The organism is Phenylobacterium sp., from assembly GCF_030698145.1.
Classification (GTDB): Bacteria; Pseudomonadota; Alphaproteobacteria; order Caulobacterales; family Caulobacteraceae; genus Phenylobacterium.
Genome location: NZ_JAUYNW010000020.1, coordinates 1 through 21,326 on the forward strand (window position 1 = coordinate 1; position 21,326 = coordinate 21,326).

Annotated in this window: 19 protein-coding genes and 1 riboswitch; of the genes, 9 read left to right on the forward strand and 10 right to left on the reverse strand. The window is 67.9% G+C overall.

What is annotated here, in order from left to right:
* The coding region (locus Q8Q77_RS02185; RefSeq protein WP_305580723.1) for an AMP-binding protein at positions 1–1,277 on the reverse strand (1,277 nt) is incomplete at its 3' end.
* Positions 1,278–1,459: 182 nt separating this feature from the next.
* Here Q8Q77_RS02185 and Q8Q77_RS02190 point away from each other — a divergent pair.
* The 3 genes from Q8Q77_RS02190 to Q8Q77_RS02200 all read left to right on the forward strand — a co-directional run bounded on the left by Q8Q77_RS02190 (position 1,460) and on the right by Q8Q77_RS02200 (position 6,890).
* Complete coding sequence (locus Q8Q77_RS02190; RefSeq protein WP_305580725.1) at positions 1,460–3,250, forward strand: cation:proton antiporter; 1,791 nt, start codon at positions 1,460–1,462, stop codon at positions 3,248–3,250.
* A 532-nt stretch (positions 3,251–3,782) separates the two neighbouring features.
* Positions 3,783–4,979: an OmpA family protein gene (locus Q8Q77_RS02195; RefSeq protein ID WP_305580727.1), complete on the forward strand. Its 1,197-nt coding sequence runs from the start codon at positions 3,783–3,785 to the stop codon at positions 4,977–4,979.
* 126 nt (positions 4,980–5,105) lie between these two features.
* The gene (locus tag Q8Q77_RS02200) at positions 5,106–6,890 is read left to right on the forward strand and encodes an SLC13 family permease (protein ID WP_305580729.1); all 1,785 of its coding nucleotides are present in this window, start codon (positions 5,106–5,108) and stop codon (positions 6,888–6,890) included.
* A 39-nt stretch (positions 6,891–6,929) separates the two neighbouring features.
* Here the strand turns inward: Q8Q77_RS02200 and Q8Q77_RS02205 are convergent, their stop codons facing one another.
* From Q8Q77_RS02205 to Q8Q77_RS02220, 4 genes are all read right to left on the reverse strand, one after another.
* On the reverse strand, positions 6,930–7,379 hold the full coding sequence (locus Q8Q77_RS02205; RefSeq protein WP_305580731.1) for an ester cyclase: 450 nt from the start codon (positions 7,377–7,379) through the stop codon (positions 6,930–6,932).
* A gap of 110 nt (positions 7,380–7,489) precedes the next feature.
* Positions 7,490–7,771, reverse strand: a complete 282-nt coding sequence (locus Q8Q77_RS02210) for an antibiotic biosynthesis monooxygenase (RefSeq protein WP_305580733.1) — start codon at positions 7,769–7,771, stop codon at positions 7,490–7,492.
* Positions 7,772–7,776: 5 nt separating this feature from the next.
* Positions 7,777–8,595 (reverse strand): dienelactone hydrolase family protein, encoded by an 819-nt coding sequence (locus Q8Q77_RS02215; RefSeq protein ID WP_305580735.1) that lies wholly within the window; start codon positions 8,593–8,595, stop codon positions 7,777–7,779.
* A 23-nt stretch (positions 8,596–8,618) separates the two neighbouring features.
* Complete coding sequence (locus Q8Q77_RS02220) at positions 8,619–9,071, reverse strand: hypothetical protein (RefSeq protein ID WP_305580737.1); 453 nt, start codon at positions 9,069–9,071, stop codon at positions 8,619–8,621.
* Between the two features lie 96 nt (positions 9,072–9,167).
* Here Q8Q77_RS02220 and Q8Q77_RS02225 point away from each other — a divergent pair, with 96 nt between their 5' ends.
* Positions 9,168–10,091, forward strand: a complete 924-nt coding sequence (locus tag Q8Q77_RS02225; protein WP_305580739.1) for a GlxA family transcriptional regulator — start codon at positions 9,168–9,170, stop codon at positions 10,089–10,091.
* Between the two features lie 162 nt (positions 10,092–10,253).
* Positions 10,254–10,904, forward strand: a complete 651-nt coding sequence (locus tag Q8Q77_RS02230) for a glutathione S-transferase family protein (protein WP_305580741.1) — start codon at positions 10,254–10,256, stop codon at positions 10,902–10,904.
* 24 nt (positions 10,905–10,928) lie between these two features.
* On the opposite strand, the gene Q8Q77_RS02235 is transcribed toward Q8Q77_RS02230, so the two are convergent.
* The 4 genes from Q8Q77_RS02235 to Q8Q77_RS02250 all read right to left on the reverse strand — a co-directional run bounded on the left by Q8Q77_RS02235 (position 10,929) and on the right by Q8Q77_RS02250 (position 14,380).
* On the reverse strand, positions 10,929–12,008 hold the full coding sequence (locus Q8Q77_RS02235; RefSeq protein WP_305580743.1) for a sensor histidine kinase: 1,080 nt from the start codon (positions 12,006–12,008) through the stop codon (positions 10,929–10,931).
* Between the two features lie 220 nt (positions 12,009–12,228).
* The gene (locus Q8Q77_RS02240) at positions 12,229–12,906 is read right to left on the reverse strand and encodes a nitroreductase (RefSeq protein ID WP_305580745.1); all 678 of its coding nucleotides are present in this window, start codon (positions 12,904–12,906) and stop codon (positions 12,229–12,231) included.
* A gap of 163 nt (positions 12,907–13,069) precedes the next feature.
* On the reverse strand, positions 13,070–13,459 hold the full coding sequence (locus Q8Q77_RS02245) for a hypothetical protein (RefSeq protein ID WP_305580747.1): 390 nt from the start codon (positions 13,457–13,459) through the stop codon (positions 13,070–13,072).
* A 366-nt stretch (positions 13,460–13,825) separates the two neighbouring features.
* A complete protein-coding gene (locus Q8Q77_RS02250; RefSeq protein WP_305580749.1) occupies positions 13,826–14,380 on the reverse strand; it encodes a carboxymuconolactone decarboxylase family protein in 555 nt (184 codons plus the stop codon).
* An 88-nt stretch (positions 14,381–14,468) separates the two neighbouring features.
* Here Q8Q77_RS02250 and Q8Q77_RS02255 point away from each other — a divergent pair, with 88 nt between their 5' ends.
* Positions 14,469–14,807, forward strand: a complete 339-nt coding sequence (locus Q8Q77_RS02255; protein ID WP_305580751.1) for a helix-turn-helix domain-containing protein — start codon at positions 14,469–14,471, stop codon at positions 14,805–14,807.
* A gap of 965 nt (positions 14,808–15,772) precedes the next feature.
* Here the strand turns inward: Q8Q77_RS02255 and Q8Q77_RS02260 are convergent.
* Positions 15,773–16,336 (reverse strand): TMEM165/GDT1 family protein, encoded by a 564-nt coding sequence (locus Q8Q77_RS02260; protein WP_305580753.1) that lies wholly within the window; start codon positions 16,334–16,336, stop codon positions 15,773–15,775.
* 137 nt (positions 16,337–16,473) lie between these two features.
* Positions 16,474–16,619, reverse strand: a riboswitch (yybP-ykoY riboswitch).
* A gap of 311 nt (positions 16,620–16,930) precedes the next feature.
* On the opposite strand from Q8Q77_RS02260, the gene Q8Q77_RS02265 reads away from it, so the two are divergent.
* The 3 genes from Q8Q77_RS02265 to Q8Q77_RS02275 all read left to right on the forward strand — a co-directional run bounded on the left by Q8Q77_RS02265 (position 16,931) and on the right by Q8Q77_RS02275 (position 21,297).
* Complete coding sequence (locus tag Q8Q77_RS02265; protein ID WP_305580755.1) at positions 16,931–18,793, forward strand: ribonucleoside-diphosphate reductase subunit alpha; 1,863 nt, start codon at positions 16,931–16,933, stop codon at positions 18,791–18,793.
* A gap of 297 nt (positions 18,794–19,090) precedes the next feature.
* Positions 19,091–19,882, forward strand: coding sequence for a lipid A-modifier LpxR family protein (locus Q8Q77_RS02270; RefSeq protein WP_305580756.1), 792 nt, complete (start codon positions 19,091–19,093; stop codon positions 19,880–19,882).
* A 377-nt stretch (positions 19,883–20,259) separates the two neighbouring features.
* Entirely contained in the window at positions 20,260–21,297 is a 1,038-nt protein-coding gene (locus tag Q8Q77_RS02275; protein ID WP_305580758.1) for a ribonucleotide-diphosphate reductase subunit beta, read from the forward strand.
* The last annotated feature ends 29 nt before the right edge of the window (positions 21,298–21,326 follow it).

Sequence of the window (21,326 nt, forward strand, 5' to 3'; positions counted from 1 at the left end):
GCCTCCACGGTCGCCCAGTCGCCGGGCACGCTCCAGCGGGTCCCCTCGAAGGTGCGGAAGGTCTTGGCCGACTTCTCCTCGTCCTTGTAGTAGCCGACCGGGGTGTGGCCGCCGACCGCCACCAGGCCGCGCACGCCCGACCCCGGCTGGACGCGCACGCCGTCCTCGGTGAACACCGCGGCGTTGGGGCCGGTGGCGAACTTCGCCGTGCCGGCCGCCGCGCCGCCGCCCGAGGTGGAGGCCGCCAGGCCGAGCGCTTCGGACGATCCCAGCGAGTCCATCAGCATGATGTGCGGAAGGTGCTTGAGCAGGCCTTGCTTGTTCTCCGCGCCCCACATGGCGCCCGACGAGACGATCCGGCGCAGGGAGGGCAGGGGCCAGCGGCCGGGATTGGCGTCGAGGGTCTCCAGCATCGGAGCGGCGAAGGCCGGGCCCACGATGATCAGGCCCGAGACGCCGAGGCGGTCGACTTCGTCGAACAGGTGGGCCGGGTCGAACCGGCGCGGAACCAGGGTGGCGACCGCCCCGCCGGAGATCAGGGTGCCGAACGAGATGAACTGGCCGGTGGCGTGCATCAGCGGCGCCACCGGGATGGTGATGGCCAGCGGCGCGTCCGAGGCGGCGACGGCGGCCGCGCGGACGCCGGCTTCCTCGACACTCTCCAGCGGCGGCAGGCCGAGCAGCAGGTTGGCCCCGCCGCCCAGCGCCTTGAACAGGTCCTCCTGGCGCCACATCACGCCCTTGGGCATGCCGGTGGTGCCGCCGGTGTACATGATCAGCAGGTCGTCGGCCGAGCGGCCCCAGGCCGCCTCGAACCGGTCGGCGCCGGGCGCGACGATGGCGTCATAGTCGGCGGCCCAGGCCGGGACCGGATGGCCGGGCTCGGCCACCGCGACCCAGGTCTTCACCTTGGGCAGGCGGGCGCGCACCTTGTCGGCCATCTCGGCGAAGGAGGCGTGGAACACCACGGCCTCGGCGTCGGCGTTGTCGAAGAGGTAGGTCAGCTCCTCGCCGCCATAGCGGTAGTTGGTGTTGAACGGCGCCAGGCCGGCCTTGAAGGCGGCGTAGTAGCTCTCGAGGTACTCCGGTCCGTTATAGAGATAGGCCGCGACCTTGGACTGCCGGGTCAGGCCGGCGGCGACGAAATGGGCGGCGAGCGCGTTGGCGCGGCGGTCGAAGGCGTTCCAGCTCAGCGTCCGATCACCGTGGATCAGGGCCGGGCGATCGGGCGTGGCGGTGGCCACCGCTTCCCACAGGTTGGCGTAATTCCAAACCAAGGCGTTCCTCCATTGCTTAAAATATGGCGGGCATAGGCGGGAAGACCGCGGGCGCTGTCAACGGCGCGAGGCCCTTGTTTCAATGCGGAAATCGAAGCTCAACGGGGCTTAAAGCGGCGCCTGCAGGGTTACGCGAAGCACCGATGCGCCGCATACTGTCGTTCATCCCAGAAGGAGAGCGCATGGAAGGCCACGTTTCGCCTGGCGAGTACAAGGACGTCATCCTGTTCCTGGCCACCGCCGGCGTGATCGTGCCGCTGTTCCGACGCTGGAAGATCAGCCCGATCCTGGGGTTCCTGGGGGCGGGCGTGGTGCTGGGGCCGTTCGGCCTGGGGGCGCTGTCCTCGACCTATGGCTGGCTGGCCTATGTGACCATCGACAATCCCGACGAGATCGCCCAGCTCGCCGAGTTCGGGGTGGTGTTCCTGCTGTTCATGATCGGGCTGGAGCTCTCCTGGGAGCGCCTGCGCCTGATGCGCAAATGGGTGTTCGGCCTGGGCGCCCTGCAGGTGGCCCTCAGCCTGGGCGCCATCGCCAGCGTGGCCCTGGCGTTCGGTCAGCCCCCGGCGGCGGCGGCGGCCATCGGCGCGGCCCTGGCGCTCTCGTCCACCGCCGTGGTCATGCAGATCCTCACCGAGCACAAGCGCCAGCATTCGGCGGCCGGGCGGGCGACCTTCTCGGTGCTGCTGTTCCAGGACCTGGCGGTGGCCCCGATCCTGGTCACCCTGGCCATCCTCGGCCGCGGGGCGGACGGGGAGACCTTCTCGCCGCGCCTGCTGCTGGCCTTCGCCCCGGCGGCGCTGGGCGTGCTCCTGCTGGTCGCCTTCGGCCGCCTGCTGCTGCGCCCGATGCTGAAGTCCGTCGCCCGGGCCAAGAGCGAAGAGATGTTCATGGCCGCCTGCCTGCTGGTGGTCATCGGCGCGGGCCTGGTCAGCGCGCTCACCGGCCTCTCCATGGCGCTCGGCGCCTTCATCGCGGGCCTGCTGCTGGCCGAGACCGAGTACCGCCACGAGGTCGAGGTCACCATCGAGCCGTTCAAGGGCCTGCTGCTGGGGCTGTTCTTCCTGTCGGTGGGCATCGGGCTGGACCTGTCGCTGCTGGCCGCCCAGCCCATCCTGATCCTGGGGATCGCGGGCGGCGTGATGCTGCTGAACCTCTCGGTGGTGTTCCTGCTGAGCCGCGTGTTCGGCCTGCCCTGGCGCGGGGCGGCCGAGGCCGGCCTGCTGCTCGCTGGCGGCGGCGAGTTCGCCTATGTCATCCTCTCCGCGGCCATGGGCGAGGGCATCGTGCCCAGCGCCATCGGCCAGACCATCCTGGTCGCCTCGACCCTCTCGATGATGTGCATCCCGCTGCTGGCGGCGCTGGGCCTGAAGCTGGGCGGACGCAAGACCGGGGGGCAGGGCGTCGCGTCCGAGCCGCCGATCCTGGACCACCAGCCCGAGACGCCCCGCGTGCTGGTGGTGGGCTACGGCCGGGTCGGCAAGCTGGTGGGCGACATGCTGGGCCGCCACGAGATTCCCTGGGTCGCCGCCGAGCGGGACGCGCGCCTGGTGGAGAGCGGCCGTCACGCCGGGGACGCCATCTTCTACGGCGACGCCTCGCGCGCGGAGTTCCTCAAGCGCTGCGGCCTGGAGACCGCGCCCGCCCTGGTGGTGACCATGGACGCTCCCGAGGGGGTGGAGGCGATCGTCGCCACGGCGCGGGAGATGCGCCCCGACCTGATCATCGTGGCCCGCGCCCGCGACGCGCGCCAGGCCCAGCGGCTCTACGAACTTGGCGCCACCGACGCCGTGCCCGAGACCGTGGAGGCCAGCCTGCAGCTGTCCGAAGCCGTGCTGGTGGAGATCGGCGTGCCCATGGGCCTGATCATCGCCTCGATCCACGAGCGGCGCGACGAGTTCCGCAAGGCGCTGAACCGGCCCGAGGCGCTCGGCGGCCGCACTCGCCGCTATCGGCGAGCGGCCGAATCCTGACCTAATTCCGCCATGACGGGTGAGGCAAAAGCGCCACCATCCCAACCTAAGCGGCGCAAGGCGTCGGCGACCCCGGAACCAAGCCTGGGAGCCGGCGTTGTCGGGATCGAGGCGCAAGGGCGTGCGCAGTGTTTTCATGGGGCTGGAATGTATCCGGACACGGACGAGTTGCGCGAGCAAACCGATCGGCCGGCCTGCGGCGTCGTGACAGATTTACAAGTATTTTCAAAGACATTCGCCCGTGGATCGCGCGGGCTTGACGCCCGCTCGCAGGTCTGGCCGAAGTCGTCTTTGCGAGTTTCGAAGCGATCGGGGCGCGCCAGGCGCTTCGCCCGTGACACGAAAGAGGGATTCGTCCCTCGCCCCGAAGTTGCTTGCAACGGGGAATATTTGTAGCGTCCTGGCGTGAGTTCGTGGGGCCTGGGGAATTGGTGAATGTGTTGCGCCTGCGACACTTTCGCTACGCTTCGGCCTTGATATAACACTGCTGAGGCTTAAGGCCGCGGCAAAGGGCAATGAGAGGGCTCTGAATATGAAATTCAAACTTCTGGCGGGAGCCGCCCTGGCGGCGGTGTTCGCCGCGTCCGGCGCTTCCGCGCAAGACGCCGGCTGGTATGGCGCCGTCGATCTCGGCTACCATATGCCTGAAGGCATCGAAGCCGCCTCGTCGAATAACTCCGCGGGTGGCTCGCCCTACAGCTGGGACTTCAATCAAGAAGAAGATTGGACCGGCTTCGCCCGTCTCGGCTACCAGCTGAACGAGCATTGGCGCGTCGAGCTTGAGGGCGGCTATCGCCCCGGCGACATCGAATCGATCCGCGGCGGCTCGTCCAACGCGATCCTCGGCCTCTGCACCGCCGGCGTGCTCCGCACCACGGCGGCGCCGTCCTGCGGCTCGCCCTCGGGTGAGATCGAGTCGTGGACCGTCATGGGCAACGTCATCTATGACTTCATGCCCGGCGCGACGATCAACCCCTTCCTGGGCTTCGGCATCGGGATCAACCACGTCTCGCTCGACACCGTCGGCCAGTTCTCCAGCGTGACCGGGGCCGTCACCGCGGCCAACCCGTTCATCCAGAACCTGACCATCGATGACGACGACACCGCGCTCGCCTATCAGCTGATCGCGGGTCTGGCCTGGAGGGCGACCGATCGCCTGAACGTCGACCTGACCTATCGCTGGCTCGGCGGTTCCGATCTCGACTTCGCGTCGGTCGGCAGCCATGCGCTCCAGCCCGGCGTGTTCTCCGGCGAATATCGCGACCAGTCGGTGACCCTCGGCCTGCGGTACTCCTTCGCCGCTCCGCCGCCCCCGCCGCCTCCGCCCCCGCCGCCCCCGCCGCCCCCGCCGCCTCCCCCGCCGCCGCCTCCCCCGCCGCCTCCGCCGGCGTATGAGGCCAAGCAGTTCATCGTCTACTTCCCGTTCGATCAGTACGTCCTGACGCCGGAAGCCCAGACGGTGGTCCAGGAAGCCGCGAGCTACGCCTCGGCCGGTAACGCCACCCGCGTGATCGTGGTCGGCCACACCGACTCGTCGGGCTCTGACGCCTACAACGCCCGCCTGTCGGAACGCCGCGCCAAGGCCGTCGCCGACTCGCTGGTCGGGCTGGGCCTCGGCGCCGACAAGCTGCAAGTCGATTGGAAGGGCGAGTCCCAACTCGCCGTTGCGACCGGCGACGGCGTGAAGGAACCGCTCAACCGCCGCTCGACGATCGACATCAACTTCTAAGATATCGATCTTCAGCGACTGAGCTGATCAACAGGGAGCCCGGCCGAAAGGCCGGGCTCTTTTGTTTTGCGCCGCAGCCTTCCACGGCTTTCCGCGTTTCCGAACCTGCACTGCGCGGGGACCTGGATGACGCTGCAACAAGGGCTGGCCTTCGGCCTGGTCGGATTGACGATCGCGGCCTTCATCTGGGGCCGGTTCCGCTACGACGTGATCGCCGTCTGCGCCCTGCTCGCCGGAGTGGTCATCGGGGCGGTGCCGGCCGACAAGGCCTTCGACGGCCTCTCCAACGACATCACCATCATCGTCGGCGCGGCCCTGATCGTCAGCGCCGCCTTCGCCCGATCGGGGATCATCGAGGCCGTGCTGCGGCCGCTGACCCCGCACCTGAAGACCGAGCGCAGCCAGGTTCCGGTCCTGACCGCCGCGGTGATGGCGCTCTCCACCGCCACCAAGAATGTCGGCGCCCTGGCGATCCTGATGCCGGTGGCCCTGCAGATCGCCCGGCGCACCGGCTCATCGCCCTCGCGCCTGCTGATGCCCATGGCCTTCGGGGCCATGCTGGGCGGGGTCGTGACCCTGGTCGGCACCGCGCCCAACATCATCGTCTCCCAGTTGCGCGAGCAGCTCCTGGGCAAGCCGTTCGGCATGTACGACTACGCGCCGGTCGGCCTGGGCTTCGCCCTGATCGGCCTGGTCTTCCTGAGCCTCGCCTACCGCATCCTGCCCACCGGCCGCGCGCCGGCCGTGAACATCGACGCGGCCCTGGCCGCCAACGCCTATTTCACCGAGGTCGAGGTTCCCGACGACTGGAACCCGGCCAAGTCCCGGATCGCCGACCTTCACGCCATGGCCCATGACGAGGCCCAGGTCATGGGCCTGCGCCGGGCCGGGCGGCGGATCTCCCGACCCCATCCGAACACCAAGGTCCGGCCGGGCGACACCCTGCTGCTGCAGGGCGAGCCCCAGGCGCTGGACGACCTCATCAAGCGCGCCAGGCTGCGCCTTACCCGCGCCCACCGTCCGGTGGTCATGGAGCAGCCCACCGAGGAGGTCCGGGTCCTGGAGGTGGTGGTCAGTGGCGAGTCGGGCCTGATCGGGCGCTCGGCCCAGCAGCTCGACCTCTATGGCCAGCACGGGGTCAACCTGCTGGCGGTCAGCCGGTCCGGCTACAGTCTCAAGCAGCACCTCAACCGCGTGCGCCTGCGGGCCGGCGACATCGTCCTGCTGCAGGGCGGCGAGCGCAGCCTGCCGGGCGCGCTGACGACGCTCGGCCTCCTGCCCCTGGCCGAGCGGGAGATGCGGCTGGGCGGCATCCGCCACCGGATCGCCCCGGCCGCCATCCTGGCCGCGGCGATGATCCTGGTGGCCTTCCAGCTCGCCCCGGTGGCCGTGGCCTTCTTCGGCGCGGCGGTGCTGGTGGTGGCGGTGGGCTCGATCCGCATGCGCGAGGCCTACGCCGCCATCGACGGCCCGCTGATCATCCTGATCGCCGCCATGATCCCGGTCTCCGGCTCCATCGAGACCACGGGCGGCGCGGACCTGATCGCCGACGCCCTGTCGGCGATCTTCCGGGGCCAGGAGCCGATAATCGCCCTGATCTCGATCATGGCCGTGGCCATGGCCGCCACGCCCTTCCTCAACAACGCCGCCACCGTGTTGATCGTGGCGCCGGTGGGCGCCAGCCTGGCGCAGAAGCTGTCGCTCAACCCCGACCCCTTCCTGATGGCCGTGGCCTTGGGCGCGGCGTGCGACTTCCTCACCCCCATCGGCCACCAGTGCAACACCCTGGTCATGGGTCCGGGCGGCTACAGGTTCAGCGACTACGCCCGGCTTGGCGCGCCGCTCACCCTGCTGATCCTGATTCTGGGCGGTCCTTTGATCGCCTGGTTCTGGCCCCTGACGGCGGTCTAGCGGCGCGCCGGCGAGAAACCGCCGGCGCGGCGCCGCCATCTAGGCCGCGCGGATCAGGCCGAGTTGGGTCAAGGCGCTGACCCCGTCGTCGAGGCCGATCTCCTCGACGATCTTGCCGTTCTGGAGCTTCAGCACCGTCGTTCCGGTGAAGCGCATCGCCCGGCCGGTGGCCGCCGGCAGGCCGCCCGTCAGGAAGTCGCTGAACGCCGGCCCGGTATGGGTGCCGCCGCCTTCCCAGCGGCCGACCACATAGTCGCCCTCGGCGATCAGGTCCGCCGCGCCCCAGAAGCTGAGGTCGGGGAAGGCCTCGCGGAAGCCGGTCATGAAGGCCTTGATGTCGTCGCGCCCGCGGCGCGGCTCATGCAGGGAATATTGCAGGAGCATGTCGGGCGCGGCGAGCTCGTCGACGATGGCCAGGTCGCAGGTCTGGCCCCAGAAATCGGTGAACCAGCGGCCGACGATGGCCTGGTTGTCTTCTTCCTTGGACATGGAGTTCTCTTCCTTGGCTGCTGTTGGGTGAGGCGTCCGCAGACGCCTTGCCCGACACCTAGGCCCCGCCCGGCCCGGCCGAACTCCGCTTGTTGCTTTGGAATCAGGCTTCAGAGATCGCCTCGATCCAGTTCGTCGAGATAGATGAACCGCGGCGCCCGCACCCCGGCCTGGCGACGGATCTCGGCCACCTCCGGCGACTCGAAGAAGCGCCGGGCGCCGTCCAGGCTCCGCCATCGCGAGAAATGCACGACCTGGTTGGCGTCGCCTTGCGCGCTCAGGACCTGGAAGCTGAGCTCGCCCGCGGCCTTGCGGATGTCCGCGGCGGCGTCGAACACCGCCTTCCAGGCCAGGTAGTCGTCGACCTCATGGAGGATCAGCACGTACGGCATGGGGCTCAGGCCAGGAGCCGGCGGCGGAAGAAGGCCAGGATCTCGTCGCGGGCCGCCAGCGTCGGCTGGCCCGCCTCGTCGATCAGGTGAGCGGTGACCACGCTGTGGGGGAAGGCCACGTGGCGCTGGAAGAACGGCGGCGGGTCGCCGTGGGCGGCGCTGTCGGGCAGCACCCGGCCTATGAACCGCTCGCCCAGCGCCTGCGACAGGGCCGCGAACCGCTCGGCCCGGCAGACCTGGTCGCCCGCGAAGCGGTAGGCCAGGACGGTCAGGTCGTCGGCCTCCAGGCGGCGCCCGACCGCGGCTAGGTCCTCAGGCGCGATGTCCAGCCCGCCGGGGTCGTCCAGGGGCAGGGACGGTTGGGAGAGCACCGGCGCCAGGACCGAGGACTCCAGCATCATGGTCAGCGCGAAATTGCCGGTGAAGCACATGCCGATGGCGCCCACGCCTGGCCCGCCGCAGGCCTCATGGGCCTGCCGCGCCAACGCGCGGAGCCAGACCGTCACCAGGCTCGACTGGTTGGCGCCGAAGGCGCGGAACTCGGCGCTGACGCAGGCCCGCCGGAACACCGCCGCGCCTTCCTCCGCGCCCGGGACCGCCCCGTCGCGCCCGAACAGCGAGGGCATGTAGACGCTGAACCCAGCGTCCCGGACCCAGCGGCTGAAGCGCGCCACATGCGGGCTGATCCCGGGCATCTCCGTCATGACGATCACCGCCGGCCCGGCGCCGGCCACGTAGACCACCTTCGAGGCGCCCTCGAAGGTGAACTCTCGCCGCTCGAAGTCCTCAAGGGGGTCGTCCTGCGTCATCGTCGGGTGCGTCATCGGCTTGGTCCTTTCCGCGCCGATCAGGCGGCGAGGTGTTGCAGGTGCTTGTAGCCGGCGGCCCTGGCCAGGTCGGGCAGGCGCCAGATGCCGCCGTTGCCGCCCCAGGTTCCGTCCGCCACCTCGGTCATGATCACCGAGGTCACGACCGGGCGCGGGTCTCCGGCCGGTTTGGTCGCGGCGATGACCTCCTGCAGCAGCCGCGCCGCATCGGCCCGCGCCGCGTCGTCCAGCACGCCGGCGGGATAGTGGAAGAACACCACCACCGGGATCAGCCGTTCCAGCGGGTCGTTCCCGCCGGCGTAGAAGGCGCCCGGCTGGAACTCGTCGATGAACACCCACGTCAGGGCCGCCTGGCTGGGATCGTCGCCGCCCTGCTCGACGGTCTTGGCGACCTGGGTCACCGCCTTGGCGAGCCGGTCGCGGGCGTCGGCGTCGAACACGCCCTGCGGCGCTCTGATGATGATGTTGGGCAAGGTCTCGCTCCTGTGGTCGGGATATGGTCGCAGACTCGCCCGCCGGGTCATTTCGCGATAGAGTCGAATACGACACCTTTCAGGGATAACTCGCCAATGACTCGCGTCCATGTCCTGGCGCTGCCGGACGGCATGGCCTCCAGCCTCGCCATCACCCTCGACGCCCTGGAGACCGCCAACCAGGTGAGCCTCAACGCCGGCCGCCGCGCGCCGTTCGAGGTGGCGACCTTGCGGACCGGCCGCGCCCCGACCGCCTTCGCCTCCGGCGACCTGCTGATCGCGCCCGGCCTGGGCGTCCGCTCCGAGGCCGAGCTCATCGCCCGCCTCGCCACCCCCGCCGTCCGGCGGGCCGCCGGGATCGCGGGCGAGGCTAATGCGGCCGGCGCCTCCGTCGCCGCCTCCTGCGCCAGCACCTTCATCCTGGCGCAGGCCGGCCTGCTGTCGGGCCGGCGCGCCACCACCACCTGGTGGCTGGCCCCGGCCTTTCGCCGCCTGCACCCCGATGTCGACCTGGTCGCCGACCAGATCGTCGTGCCCGACTGGCCGATCGCCACCGCCGGGGCGGCCATGGCCCAGATGGACCTCATGCTGGCGGTGATCGCCAAGTTCGCCAGTCCCGGCCTTTCGGAGGCCTGCGCCCGCTACCTCCTGCTGGACCAGCGCCGCTCCCAGGCGCCCTACATGGCGGTGACCTTCCTGGCGGGCCAGGACGCCCAGATCGCCCGCGCCGAGGCCTGGGCGCGCCAGAACATCGCCCGCGACTTCAGCATGGAGGAGTTCGCCGCCTCGGCGGGCCTGGCCCCGCGCACCTTCGCCCGCCGCTTGGCGGCGGTCTGCGGCCTCTCCCCGGTCAGGTTCGCCCAGCGCATCCGCATGGAGGCCGCCGAGCGCCTGCTGGAAACCACCCGCCTGCCGGTCGACGAGGTCGCCCGCCGCGTCGGCTACGCCGAACCCTCGACCCTGCGCCGGCTGATCCGCCGGGAAGCCCGACGCTCGCCGGCGGAGTTGCGGCGAAGATGAGGACGGCGCCCGACGGCGCTTCGCCGGAAAAAATCTGAGCGGCTGTCGTGAGGCCCGCCTGTCGTTCGTCCTCCGGATACGAAGACCCCGCAGAGAGACAATGCGGAAGCAGATCACCCATGCCACGCTGGACGGCGTCATGTCCTCGCCCGGAGCCGCCCCATGAGCCCCACCATCACCGCCTTCAAGAGTTCGCCCGATCGCGGCCGGGGTCTGGCGCGCGACATGCGCGTTCGCTGGGCGCTTGAGGAAGTTGGCCAGCCCTACGACGTTCGCCTTGTTTCATTCACTGAGATGAAGGAGCCCGCCCATCTGGCGCTGCATCCTTTCGGGCAGATTCCGACCTATGAGGACGGCGACCTCGCCCTGTTCGAGTCGGGCGCCATCGTGTTCCAGATTGCGGAGCGCCATGCGGGCCTGCTGCCGGACGATGCGAACGCCCGGGCGCGCGCGGTCACATGGATGTTCGCCGCGCTCAGCACGGTGGAGCCGCCGATCATGGATCTCCAGATCGCCAAGCTGGTGGAACGCGACAAGACCTGGTCCGAGCAGCGCCTTCCCCTGGTCGAGGATCGCATCCGCGCCCGACTGGGCGAACTTTCCAATCGCCTTGGCGACGCCGATTGGCTCGACGGCGCGTTCAGCGCCGGTGACCTGATGATGGTGTCGGTGCTGCAGAGGTTGGGCGGATCGGGCCTCGTGGACGAATATCCGAACCTCTCCGCCTACATCGCCCGCGCCGAAGCACGGCCCGCCTACAAGCGGGCCTTCGACGCTCAATACGCGGTGTTCCTCGCCGCATCGAGCGGCTGACAGAGGCCGGCGGCGGCCAGGCCCCTAGTCGGCGGACTTCGAGCCAGACGCCGCCCGAGGCTCGTCACCTTCGCGTTCGTCCGCGACGGCCGCGATCTGCGTGTGAGCCACCGAAACCAGCGTCCCCGGATGCGCATCGGCCATATGGACGCGGGCGCTTAGCTGGTTGGCGAGGGCTTCAACGATGCTGGTGCCGAGGCCTGGCGTGGAGCTCGCCTTATCCTTGGGCATGCCCACTCCGTTATCGGCGACCGACAGTGTCCAGTTGGGGCCGCGAGAGTGATAACCAACCTCGATCCTTCCCGGGCGACCGCCGGGAAACGCGTGCTTCAGGCAGTTGATCACCAACTCAGTCACGATCAGGCCCAGACTCACCGATACGCCCGGGTCGCTCGTGCTGTCGTCAGCTTTCACCTCCAGCACAAGCTGATCGTGGTCACGGATCATGGATGCGCCGATGCTGTCGCAGAGCTTTGTGAAGTAGGCGCGCAGCTCGACATCGCTGAGCCTGGAGGCCGAGAGTTCCTGTTGCAGGGCGGCGACCGACATCACCCGGTTGTGCGCATCGGTGAGGTGGAGGCGCGTTTCTTCCGAACTTACCTTGCGCGCGCTTTGCAGGATGACGCTGGCGATGATCTGCAGGCTGTTGGCGACGCGGTGCTGGACCTCCTGAAGCAGGATGGCCTTCTCCCGTAACAGGTCGTCCTTGAGCTTCACGGCGTGGCGCTCATCCGTAACGTCGGCGACGGACAGCAGGATGTAGCGATGCGCCTCGTCCCCGTAGTTCAGCTTTTGGGCGTTGAGCACCAGTCGGCGTGGCTCACCACGGGCGCTCTTCAGGTCCATTTCGTAGGCTTCGATCTCAGCATCACCGGAGGCCGTCGCCTTCAGCAGCGAGCGGAGCTGACGGACATTCCATTCGCCATCGCCAAGGTCGAAGATTGGAAGACCGGGCGCGGTGGCTGGGTCGATGTGAAACGCGCGGAAGAACGTCGCGCTGGCGCCAATGACCGTAAGATCACCGTTCAGCAGCACGAGGGGTGACGTTGCGGAGGCGACGACCGCAAAGGCCAGGCCGTGCACCGCATCTGGATGGACCGCCATGGCCGTCCTTTCATCTGACCGGCGGGCTCGCGGTGCGCAAGCCACTGCCGGGGCGGCTTGCCTGGAGGACCCACCGATAGCCCTGCTCACAATCCACTGCCTTTACTTATACCACGCTGTGAGCAGCTCTGCTGGAAGTTGCGCGAGGCGAGCCCCCGAAATTCCCCCCGAGCCGACCTGGCGAAGGTGCAAATCGAGACCGAAGAAGGCTGCCTCGCGCCTAGTCGCCGAAACCGACGAACACGGTCGCCTCAGCCACCGCCTTGCGTTCAGACACGACCGCATTCGCCGGGAAGCTTTCATCCGGCCAGCCCAGCGCGATACTTTTCATGATGACCTGATCGTCGGCGATTCCGGCGTGCTCACGAACCACCGGTGACTGCATGATGCCCTGGCTGTTGATCACCGCTCCGAGCCCGCGAGACCAGGCGGCATTGACCAGGGCCGTCGTCACGGCGCCGCAATCGAACGGCGTGTCGTCGCTGCCGTCCAGCACGCGGTCGTAGGTCACGATCACGCAGACGGGCGCGTCGAACTGACGGAAGCCGCGCAGCACCCAGTCCTGGCGCATCTCCTTGTCATCGCGCGCGATCCCCATCGCCGAGAACAATTGCTTGGCGACGCCGACCTGCCTGTCGCGGTGCGGACCTGCAAAGGCCTGTCCCGTGCGGAACTCGCGCGATTGCGGTACCCCCGTCACCATCCGCTCGGTATTGCCGGCGCGGATCCGATCCAGCGGTTCGCCGGTGATGACGTAGAAATTCCAGGGCTGGGTGTTCATCGACGACGGCGCACGCATCGCCAAACCGATGATCTCCTCGATCAGCGCCCTGGGAACGGGATCGGGCTTGTAACCCCGGATGCTCCGGCGACCGAGGATAACGTGGTCAAACTGCATGAATGTTCCCTGAGATAATTGGCGCGGTTTCAATCGGTCGAGAATTGTCAGCTTTCGTCCGTGAAGCCAATGTCCGGTTCTCCCGGAAATGGTGCGCGGGGCGCCCAATGATCTCTCGCCGGCCATGGGGCTGGAGCAAGTCTCGGGATCGACAGCCGTCTTTTCAGGAAGCACAGGCGGTGACGAGCGCGCTTGCGTCCGCCTTTGGGGCGGGCGGGGGAGCCCGGACTTCGTCGAGGGCGTGAAGTCGGATCAAACCTGTGCGCGCAAAGTTACGCACGACTGGGTGACCGACTGGAAGGGTGGCGTTGAACTGTACGCCGCCGTCATGCCCCATTGGCGCGTCGCGTCGGCGGGCGGATGCATTCCCCGACGTGACGGTGGCCACGAAGGGCAAAGGCTCGCTCATCGAGCGCCTAAGGTGCCACTGCTCGGCCAGCAACGAATCGGGCGGTCGACGGCGGATCAGGAAACCGAAGACGATGAACCCGTCACCCTTCCTGCAGCCTATCCACACCTCTTCCGGGCCGCCACCGGCTGTGTAGATCAGCATCTGCGTGTCCGGCAACGGACGCCAGGCCTCAGCGTCCGTTGCGGTGGCGGGCTTGAAGAGACCCGTCGATGGGATCGTCCGCGCGGACCACGCACCGTGATCCGCGGCGCTTGCCGTGGACAGCATGGCAAGCGAACCCACGACGGCTGCAAGGCTCTTCAGGGCCGTCGCGCATGGATGAATGCGTCGCACAAAACCAGTGTCACCTTGACCAGTGTTCGTCGCAAGCGTGGACCTTCGTGATGACGGCTCCTGGCGCAACGCAGACTTCGAGCAGCGCGCAAGTCCAGCCCCGCGCCACCTACCCCCAAACCAGCGCCCAGACCCCAACCGGTGGCTCGGGGCGTGGGCGTCGAGGCGAGAAAGTCATGCCGGTGCGTACTGGGCGAAGCGCGCGGCGGTAGGTTCAAGGGGAAGGTCGAGGCCGTTCGCGATGTAGGCGACGGTCCGGTAGAAGCCGGCGAGAAGCAGGACCTCCAGGATCTGGTCATTGTCGAAATGGCTCTGAAGGTCGGCGAACTCCGCGGCCGAGAGCGTCGCGCGGTCGTGCAGCGCATCGATGGCCGACACCAGGGCGTCCTCCTTGCGGCTCCAGCGGCCCGGCTTGGCGGGATGTTCCAGGGTTGCCGCGATCTCGGCCTTGTTGAGCTTCGCGGCCGTGGCGAAGGCCGCGACGTGCACGCCCCACTCGTACTCGCAGCCGGCGCGCGCGCAGGCCCGGTTGATGACGATCTCCCGCTCTCGAAGCGTCAGCAACCGTCCGTCGAGCAGCGAACCCGACCGGAACTTGCGCCACGCCCGCGCGCTGCTGGCCAGGGTGGTGAACAGCACCAGCGGCGGGACCCCTGGGGGCATGACCTGGTCGAAATTCTCCTGGACCTCGTCCGGGTAGGGGGCTTGCAGGGGAGGAATTCTTGTCATGGCTTGCGACTCCACGCTATCATTCTGGTAGCGGAAGGGTGCTACTATAATAGTAGCAAATGCAAGGGCGGTTTTCATGGGCGAACAGATGGCCGCCAAGCCGCCGAGGGTCGACGATCGTCGACCGATCATGGCGCTGCTCGAACGGCTTGGACGACGGTGGACGCTGCGCATCCTTTGGGAGCTGCGCGATGGGGCCCTGACCTCTCGCGCCCTGCGGGTCGCGGCCGGGGATATCTCGCCCACCGTCCTGCAGGCGCGCGTCAACGAACTGCGTGAAGCGCGGATCATTGAGCTGGGCGCCGCCGGCTATCAGCTCACCGCGATGGGAGGCGAGCTGCTGGACGCCTTCGCGCCGCTCTACCGGTTCGCTGATCGATGGGCCTTCGCGCTTCAAGAGACCGACGGCCCGCTGGCCGAGTCCTGATCGCGCCACCTACCCCCAAACCAACACCCAGACCCCAGCCGCCGCCCGCCGCCGGAATTACGGGGACACTATACTTAATTGGCGCGCGTCCCGCATTGGGCTGGACCCTTGCCCGGCGCGCCAGCGCGGCGTTGAATTGGGTATAGTGTCCCCGAAATTCCCGAATCATCACATCGAATCGGAACTTGGCGGCGCGCGGAAGCCCCCGTGAGTCAGCCCCCACGAGGGTTGGTATCAGTCCGGTGGTCCGAACCGCCCGGCGCGCCGTTCACCCTGTTCTTTGGGAATTGGGACGCAGTTCGGTATGTGGCCGCCGACGGGGGCCGCGTACTGACCTAGGTACGCGAGCCCGACGATGGCAGCCGCCTCGCGATGTGGACCGTTCGACCGCTGTCGGGCAGCCTTAGGGCAGGACGAAGCCGTGCGATCACTCACAGGCGATATTGGAGACACAGGTGAAGTGGCGACCGCGACAGCCGTTATCGCCCTCTATGCAAGCTTGCCGCTTATCTTTTTTGAACTTGTAGCACAGGTTTATGCAGCTCATCAGCTCGCGCTGACACTGTTGCATTTGCGAGCCTACGCTTGGGCCGCAACGCTCCGGTGGGTCGCGTAGTAAAGAGGTCTGAGCCGCAGACGACTGTTTGACAATCGTGTTGAACGTGGCCTCGGGTGTATCGGTAGCGCTCTTCGAACATCCCGCCACGAGCAAGATTGCGATAAGTGAGATCGCTGTACGCATGTCCCCTCCGTGCTTCTGCACCCTGACATGACGAACCCTGGTTAGTCGAGCGACGCAATCGATGGCACTGTTGGCGCGCCTGGGTGCGGCGTTGCGGACCTGCTGACCATTATCGGCGTGTTCCGACGTTGGGCCGAGCGGGGGGCAGGGTTGTGAAGGTCCGCTCCGGGTCGATGGGCCCCGTTGCGGCGGAGCTGACCTCGCCAATCGCCCAACCCCGCACCTACCCCCAAACCAACACCCACACCCCCACCGCCGCGAAGCACCCCGCCGCCGCCCAGCGGATGTGCCTGAGCGGCAGCCGCCCCGCCGCCGCCTCGCCCAGATAGACCGCCGGGACATTGGCGATCATCATGCCCAGCGTCGTGCCCGCCGCCACCCACAGGACCTGGTGGAACCTGGCCGCCAGGGCGACCGTGGCCACCTGGGTCTTGTCGCCCATCTCCACCAGGAAGAAGGCCACCAGGGTGGTGAGGAACACGCCGGCCCCAGCCCGCTCGCGCGGGGCGTCCTTGTCCTCGAACGTATCGGGGATCAGGGCCCAGGCGGCGAAGGCCAGGAAGGCTGCGCCCAGCAGCCACTTCATCCACGGGCCCTGCAGGAACTGGCCCGCCGCCACGCCCACCATCGCCGCCAGGGCGTGGTTGGCGATGGTGGCGATCAGGATGCCCAGGATGATCGGAACGGGCCTGCGGAAGCGGGCGGCCAGCAGGATGGCCAGGAGCTGGGTCTTGTCGCCGATCTCGGCGATGGCCACGAGGCCGGTGGAGACGAGGAAGGCGTCCATGGAAGCAGTCATCCGGGCGGGGTCGAGGCATACCAATGGCCTTCCGCGCCGCCGACCCCGCATGGACCGACGCACGAAAGCCAAAGGTCTCGCCAAGCACCCGGTCACGTGCGCAGCACGTGGCCAAGGACACTCAAAGTAACGCGCATTCCGGGCGGCGGACCGGAGACCACTCCGCCTGAATGCGCGTCGCCGGATGCGCCATGCGGGTCCGAGAACCCAGCAATTGTGTTGACGCACCCCCCGCTGGAGCTACGGGCGGCTACTCCCCAGTGACGGCGTGCTGGATAGGGGGGTGGGCGGACGGAAGCAACTGAGAACGACTCGCGCCTAGGGCGAGGCCCATTGTCACATGCGCGTGAGGGCGCCGCTGGATCACACGCTGAAAACCAAGGCGCTTCAATCCCTGGCGCAGCGCGTTAACCTTTGGGTAACGAAAAACACACGGGGACAACCCTCCGACCCCGTTGACGAGTCATTAGGCTTGATGCCCCATATGATGCGTAGAAGGGGCGGGGCGCCCACTAGATATAGTTGAGATGGGCGACGACGGGCGGGGGGCTCGAAGCGCCTGATAGTTATGGGTTTTGGGTCATGAGCAGCAGCGAAGCGGTAATTCGGACGGTTTCGGACGTGACCCCGGTCGCAGCCGGGCGATCCGAGCGACCGCAGCTCCAGCTGGTCCGCAAGGTCGAGGTCGACCGTTCGCGTGACGCCCTGCTGACCGATTTCGGCAAGACCACGCTGGAGGACCGCTACCTGCTGGCCGGCGAAAGCTACCAGGACATGTTCGCCCGGGTGGCCACGGCCTATGCCGACGACGCCGACCACGCCCAGCGCATCTATGACTACATCTCCAACCTCTGGTTCATGCCGGCCACCCCGGTGCTGTCCAACGGCGGCGCGGGCCGCGGCCTGCCGATCTCCTGCTTCCTGAACGCCGTCGGCGACTCGCTCGACGGCATCCAGAGCGTCTGGACCGAGAACGTGGCCCTGGCCTCCAACGGCGGCGGTATCGGCACCTATTGGGGCGGCGTGCGCTCGATCGGCGAGAAGGTGAAGGGCGCGGGCCAGACCAGCGGCATCATCCCCTTCATCCGGGTGATGGATAGCCTGACCCTGGCCATCAGCCAGGGGTCGCTGCGCCGCGGCTCGGCGGCGGTCTATCTCGACATCCACCATCCGGAGATCGAGGAGTTCCTCGAGATCCGCAAGCCGTCGGGCGACTTCAACCGCAAGTCCCTCAACCTGCACCACGGCATCTCGATCAGCGACGAGTTCATGGAGGCCGTGCGCGAGGGCGCCATGTTCGGCCTGCGCTCGCCCAAGACCAAAGAGATCATCCGCGAGGTCGACGCCCGGTCGCTCTGGCAGAAGATCCTCGAGGTCCGCCTGCAGACCGGCGAGCCCTACCTGATCTTCTCCGACACCGTGAACCGCGCCATGCCGCAGCATCAGCGCGAGCTCGGCCTCTCGGTGCGCCAGTCGAACCTGTGCTCGGAGATCATGCTCCACACCGGGACCGACCACCTGGGCCGCGAGCGCACCGCCGTCTGCTGCCTCTCCTCGGTCAACGCCGAGAAGTTCATGGAGTGGCGCGACCACCCGACCTTCATCGAGGACGTCATGCGCTTCCTCGACAACGTCCTGCAGGACTTCATCGAGCGCGCGCCGCCCGAGATGGCCAACGCCGTCTACGCCGCCCAGCGCGAGCGTTCGGTGGGCCTGGGCCTCATGGGCTTCCACACCTTCCTCCAGGCCCAGAACGTGCCGTTCGAGAGCGCGCTGGCCAAGTGCTGGAACGTGCGCCTGTTCAAGCACCTGCGTCGCCAGTGCGACGCGGCCTCCCGCACGCTCGCCGCCGAGCGCGGCCCGTGCCCGGACGCCGGCGAGCGCGGCGTCATGGAGCGGTTCAGCCACAAGCTGGCCATCGCGCCCACCGCCTCGATCTCGATCATCTGCGGCGGCACTTCGGCCGGCATCGAGCCGATCCCTGCCAATATCTACACCCACAAGACCCTGTCGGGCTCCTTCGCCGTCAAGAACCCCTATCTGGAGCGCCTGCTCGAGGAGAAGGGCTGCAACACCGCGGCGATCTGGGACTCGATCCTGGAGAACGAGGGCTCGGTCCAGCACCTGGACTGCCTCAGCCAGGACGACAAGGACGTCTACAAGACCGCCTTCGAGCTGGACCAGCGCTGGGTGATCGAGCTGGCCGCCGACCGCACGCCCGACATCTGCCAGAGCCAGTCGGTGAACATCTTCCTGGCCGGCGACGTCGACAAGTGGGACCTGCACATGCTGCACTGGCAGGCCTGGGAGCGCGGCTGCAAGTCGCTCTACTACATGCGGTCGAAGTCCGTGCAGCGGGCCGCCCATGCCGGCGGCGAAGGCGCCGCGGTGGTGGCGATGTCCACCGAACGCACCGATTACGACGAGTGCCTCGCCTGCCAGTAGAATCCTGCACGCGTCCCTGAGACTCGGCGTTATGGTCGTCCCGAACTCTTAGAGTCTTGAGCAAAATCCGCTTGGATTTTGCTCGGGGAGACCGAACGTCGCGGCTCGTGGGGGGCACATGCGGAACGTCCCGGCTACCCGATCCTGTCCAGGCCGCGAGGCCTTGCGCGCCAAGGGGTTGCCGCGCCCACAGCGGCGCCTGATCACGGGAACGTTTTCACACCTCGCGCAATTCATTCAGCATGGAAGCGTAGCTTTTAGGTCGCACACGAACGAGGCGATCTCGGGAGGTAGCGTATGAGGCAGTTGGCTGGACTGGCCATCGCCTGTTGTGTCACCGGCGCGTCGCAGGCCGCGCCCAGGGATGGCGCCAATGACCTGGTCGACCGCGAGGTCCGCCGCCAGGGCGCCGCAACGCTGGACTTGCGCAGCCAAGATTGGCGCACCCAAGACTGGCGCACGCAAGACTGGCGCACTCAAGACTTCCGCATCGGAGAGACCGCCAACGGCGCCGTCGACCGCCTGCGCGTCACCCGCGCCCAGCCCCAAGTCGGAGCCCCGCCGTTGGACGCCGAGCGCGCGCGGTTCGAGGCCGACGCCTACGACATCTCCGTGATCCGCGATTGGGCGGGCGTGAAGTTCGAGGCCGGCCCCTATGACCTGCGCCTGGCGCCCCATGCGGGCCTGGGCGTCACCAACGCCGGCGGCCAGGCCGAGGCCGGCGCCGTGCTCACGCTCGGCCAGCGCCGCGACAACGCGGTGAAGTCCCAGCTCAGCGCCATGGGCGTCCAGGACGGGGCGGCCTTCGGCGACCAGGGCCGCTGGTACCTGTTCGCCGCCGCCAGCGGCCGGGCCGTGGGGCTCAACATGCTGCGCAGCGACGGCGGCTGGGACCGCGCCGGCTGGTCCACCGACACCTCCAGCAAGCTGATCGGCGACGCCCAGATCGGGATCGGGTTCCGCAAGGGGGCGATGCAGACCTCCTTCGGCCTGATCCACCGCGAGGTGAAGGGCGAGCACCGCATCTGGGGCCAGGAGACCAAGGACGACACCCTGGCCGCCTTCTCCCTGTCCATCCGCCCCCGCTAGCCCATTCCAGATGCTCCCCTTTTGGGGGAGCTGTCAGCGAAGCTGACTGAGGGGGACTTTGACTCGCTTTCGAGCGCTTCAACCCCCACCGCTTCGCCGCGAAGGGCGGGGCCCCAATACGCGCTGCGCGCTGGGGGAGGATCTTGGCGCCTCACCCCATCCGCGAGGCCCACAGGGCGCTCAGCCGCGGATCCTCGTCGCCACGCCCCCGGAGCCCCGCGCCCCGAAAAGGGTCAATTGTCCGGTCATGGTTTATCCCCAGGTCCATTCACAACATCTTGGGGTACTGCGCCAACATGACCGCTAGATGTCGTCGGTTTCGCTGCTAACCTTATGGGCAAGGTTCCTCGATTCCGCTCCCGTTCGAAAGTCCGCCCGTGACCGCCAGATCCACCCTTCCAGGCCTGCTCACGCCGTCGTTCGCCTACAAGCCCTTCCGCTATCCGTGGGCCTACGACTTCTGGAAGAAGCAGCAGCAGGTCCACTGGATGCCCGAAGAGGTGCCGCTGGGCGAGGACCTCAAGGACTGGGCCGCCAAGCTCAACGACAAGGAGCGCAACCTCCTCACCCAGATCTTCCGGTTCTTCACCCAGTCGGACGTCGAGGTGAACGACAACTACATGGAGCGCTACTCCCGCGTCTTCAAACCCACCGAGGTGAAGATGATGCTGGCCTCGTTCTCCAACATGGAGACGATCCACATCGCCGCCTACGCCCTGCTGCTCGAGACGATCGGCATGCCCGACAGCGAGTTCACGGCCTTCCTGGATTACCAGGAGATGCGCGACAAGCACGACTACATGCAGAAGTTCGGCGTCGAGACCAACGCCGACATCGCCCGCACGCTGGCCATGTTCGGCGGCTTCACCGAGGGCCTGCAGCTCTTCGCCTCGTTCGCCATGCTGATGAACTTCCCGCGCCACAACAAGATGAAGGGCATGGGCCAGATCGTCTCGTGGTCGGTGCGCGACGAGAGCCTGCACTGCGAGGGCATCATCAAGCTCTACCACGCCTTCAACGCCGAGACCGGCGCGGTGACCAAGTCCGTGGCCGACGACATCGTCGACTGCTGCAAGACCGTGGTGGGCCTGGAGGACAACTTCATCGACCTGGCCTTCAGCGCCGGCGAGGTCCAGGGCATGACCCCCGACGACATCAAGGGCTATATCCGCTTCATCGCCGACTGGCGCCTGCGCCAGCTGGGCCTGCCGGAGGTCTACGGCGCCCGCACCAACCCGCTGCCCTGGCTGCAGTCGATGCTCTCGGGCGTCGAGCACGCCAACTTCTTCGAGGCCCGCTCGACGGAATATTCCAAGGCCGCCACCCGCGGCAAATGGGACGGCGACGGCGGCGTCTGGGCCGAGTTCGACAAGACCCTGGCCAAGCGCGGCGAGCCGATCCTGCCGGCGGAGTAGCCCTACCCCTCCTCCTTGTGGGGAGGGAC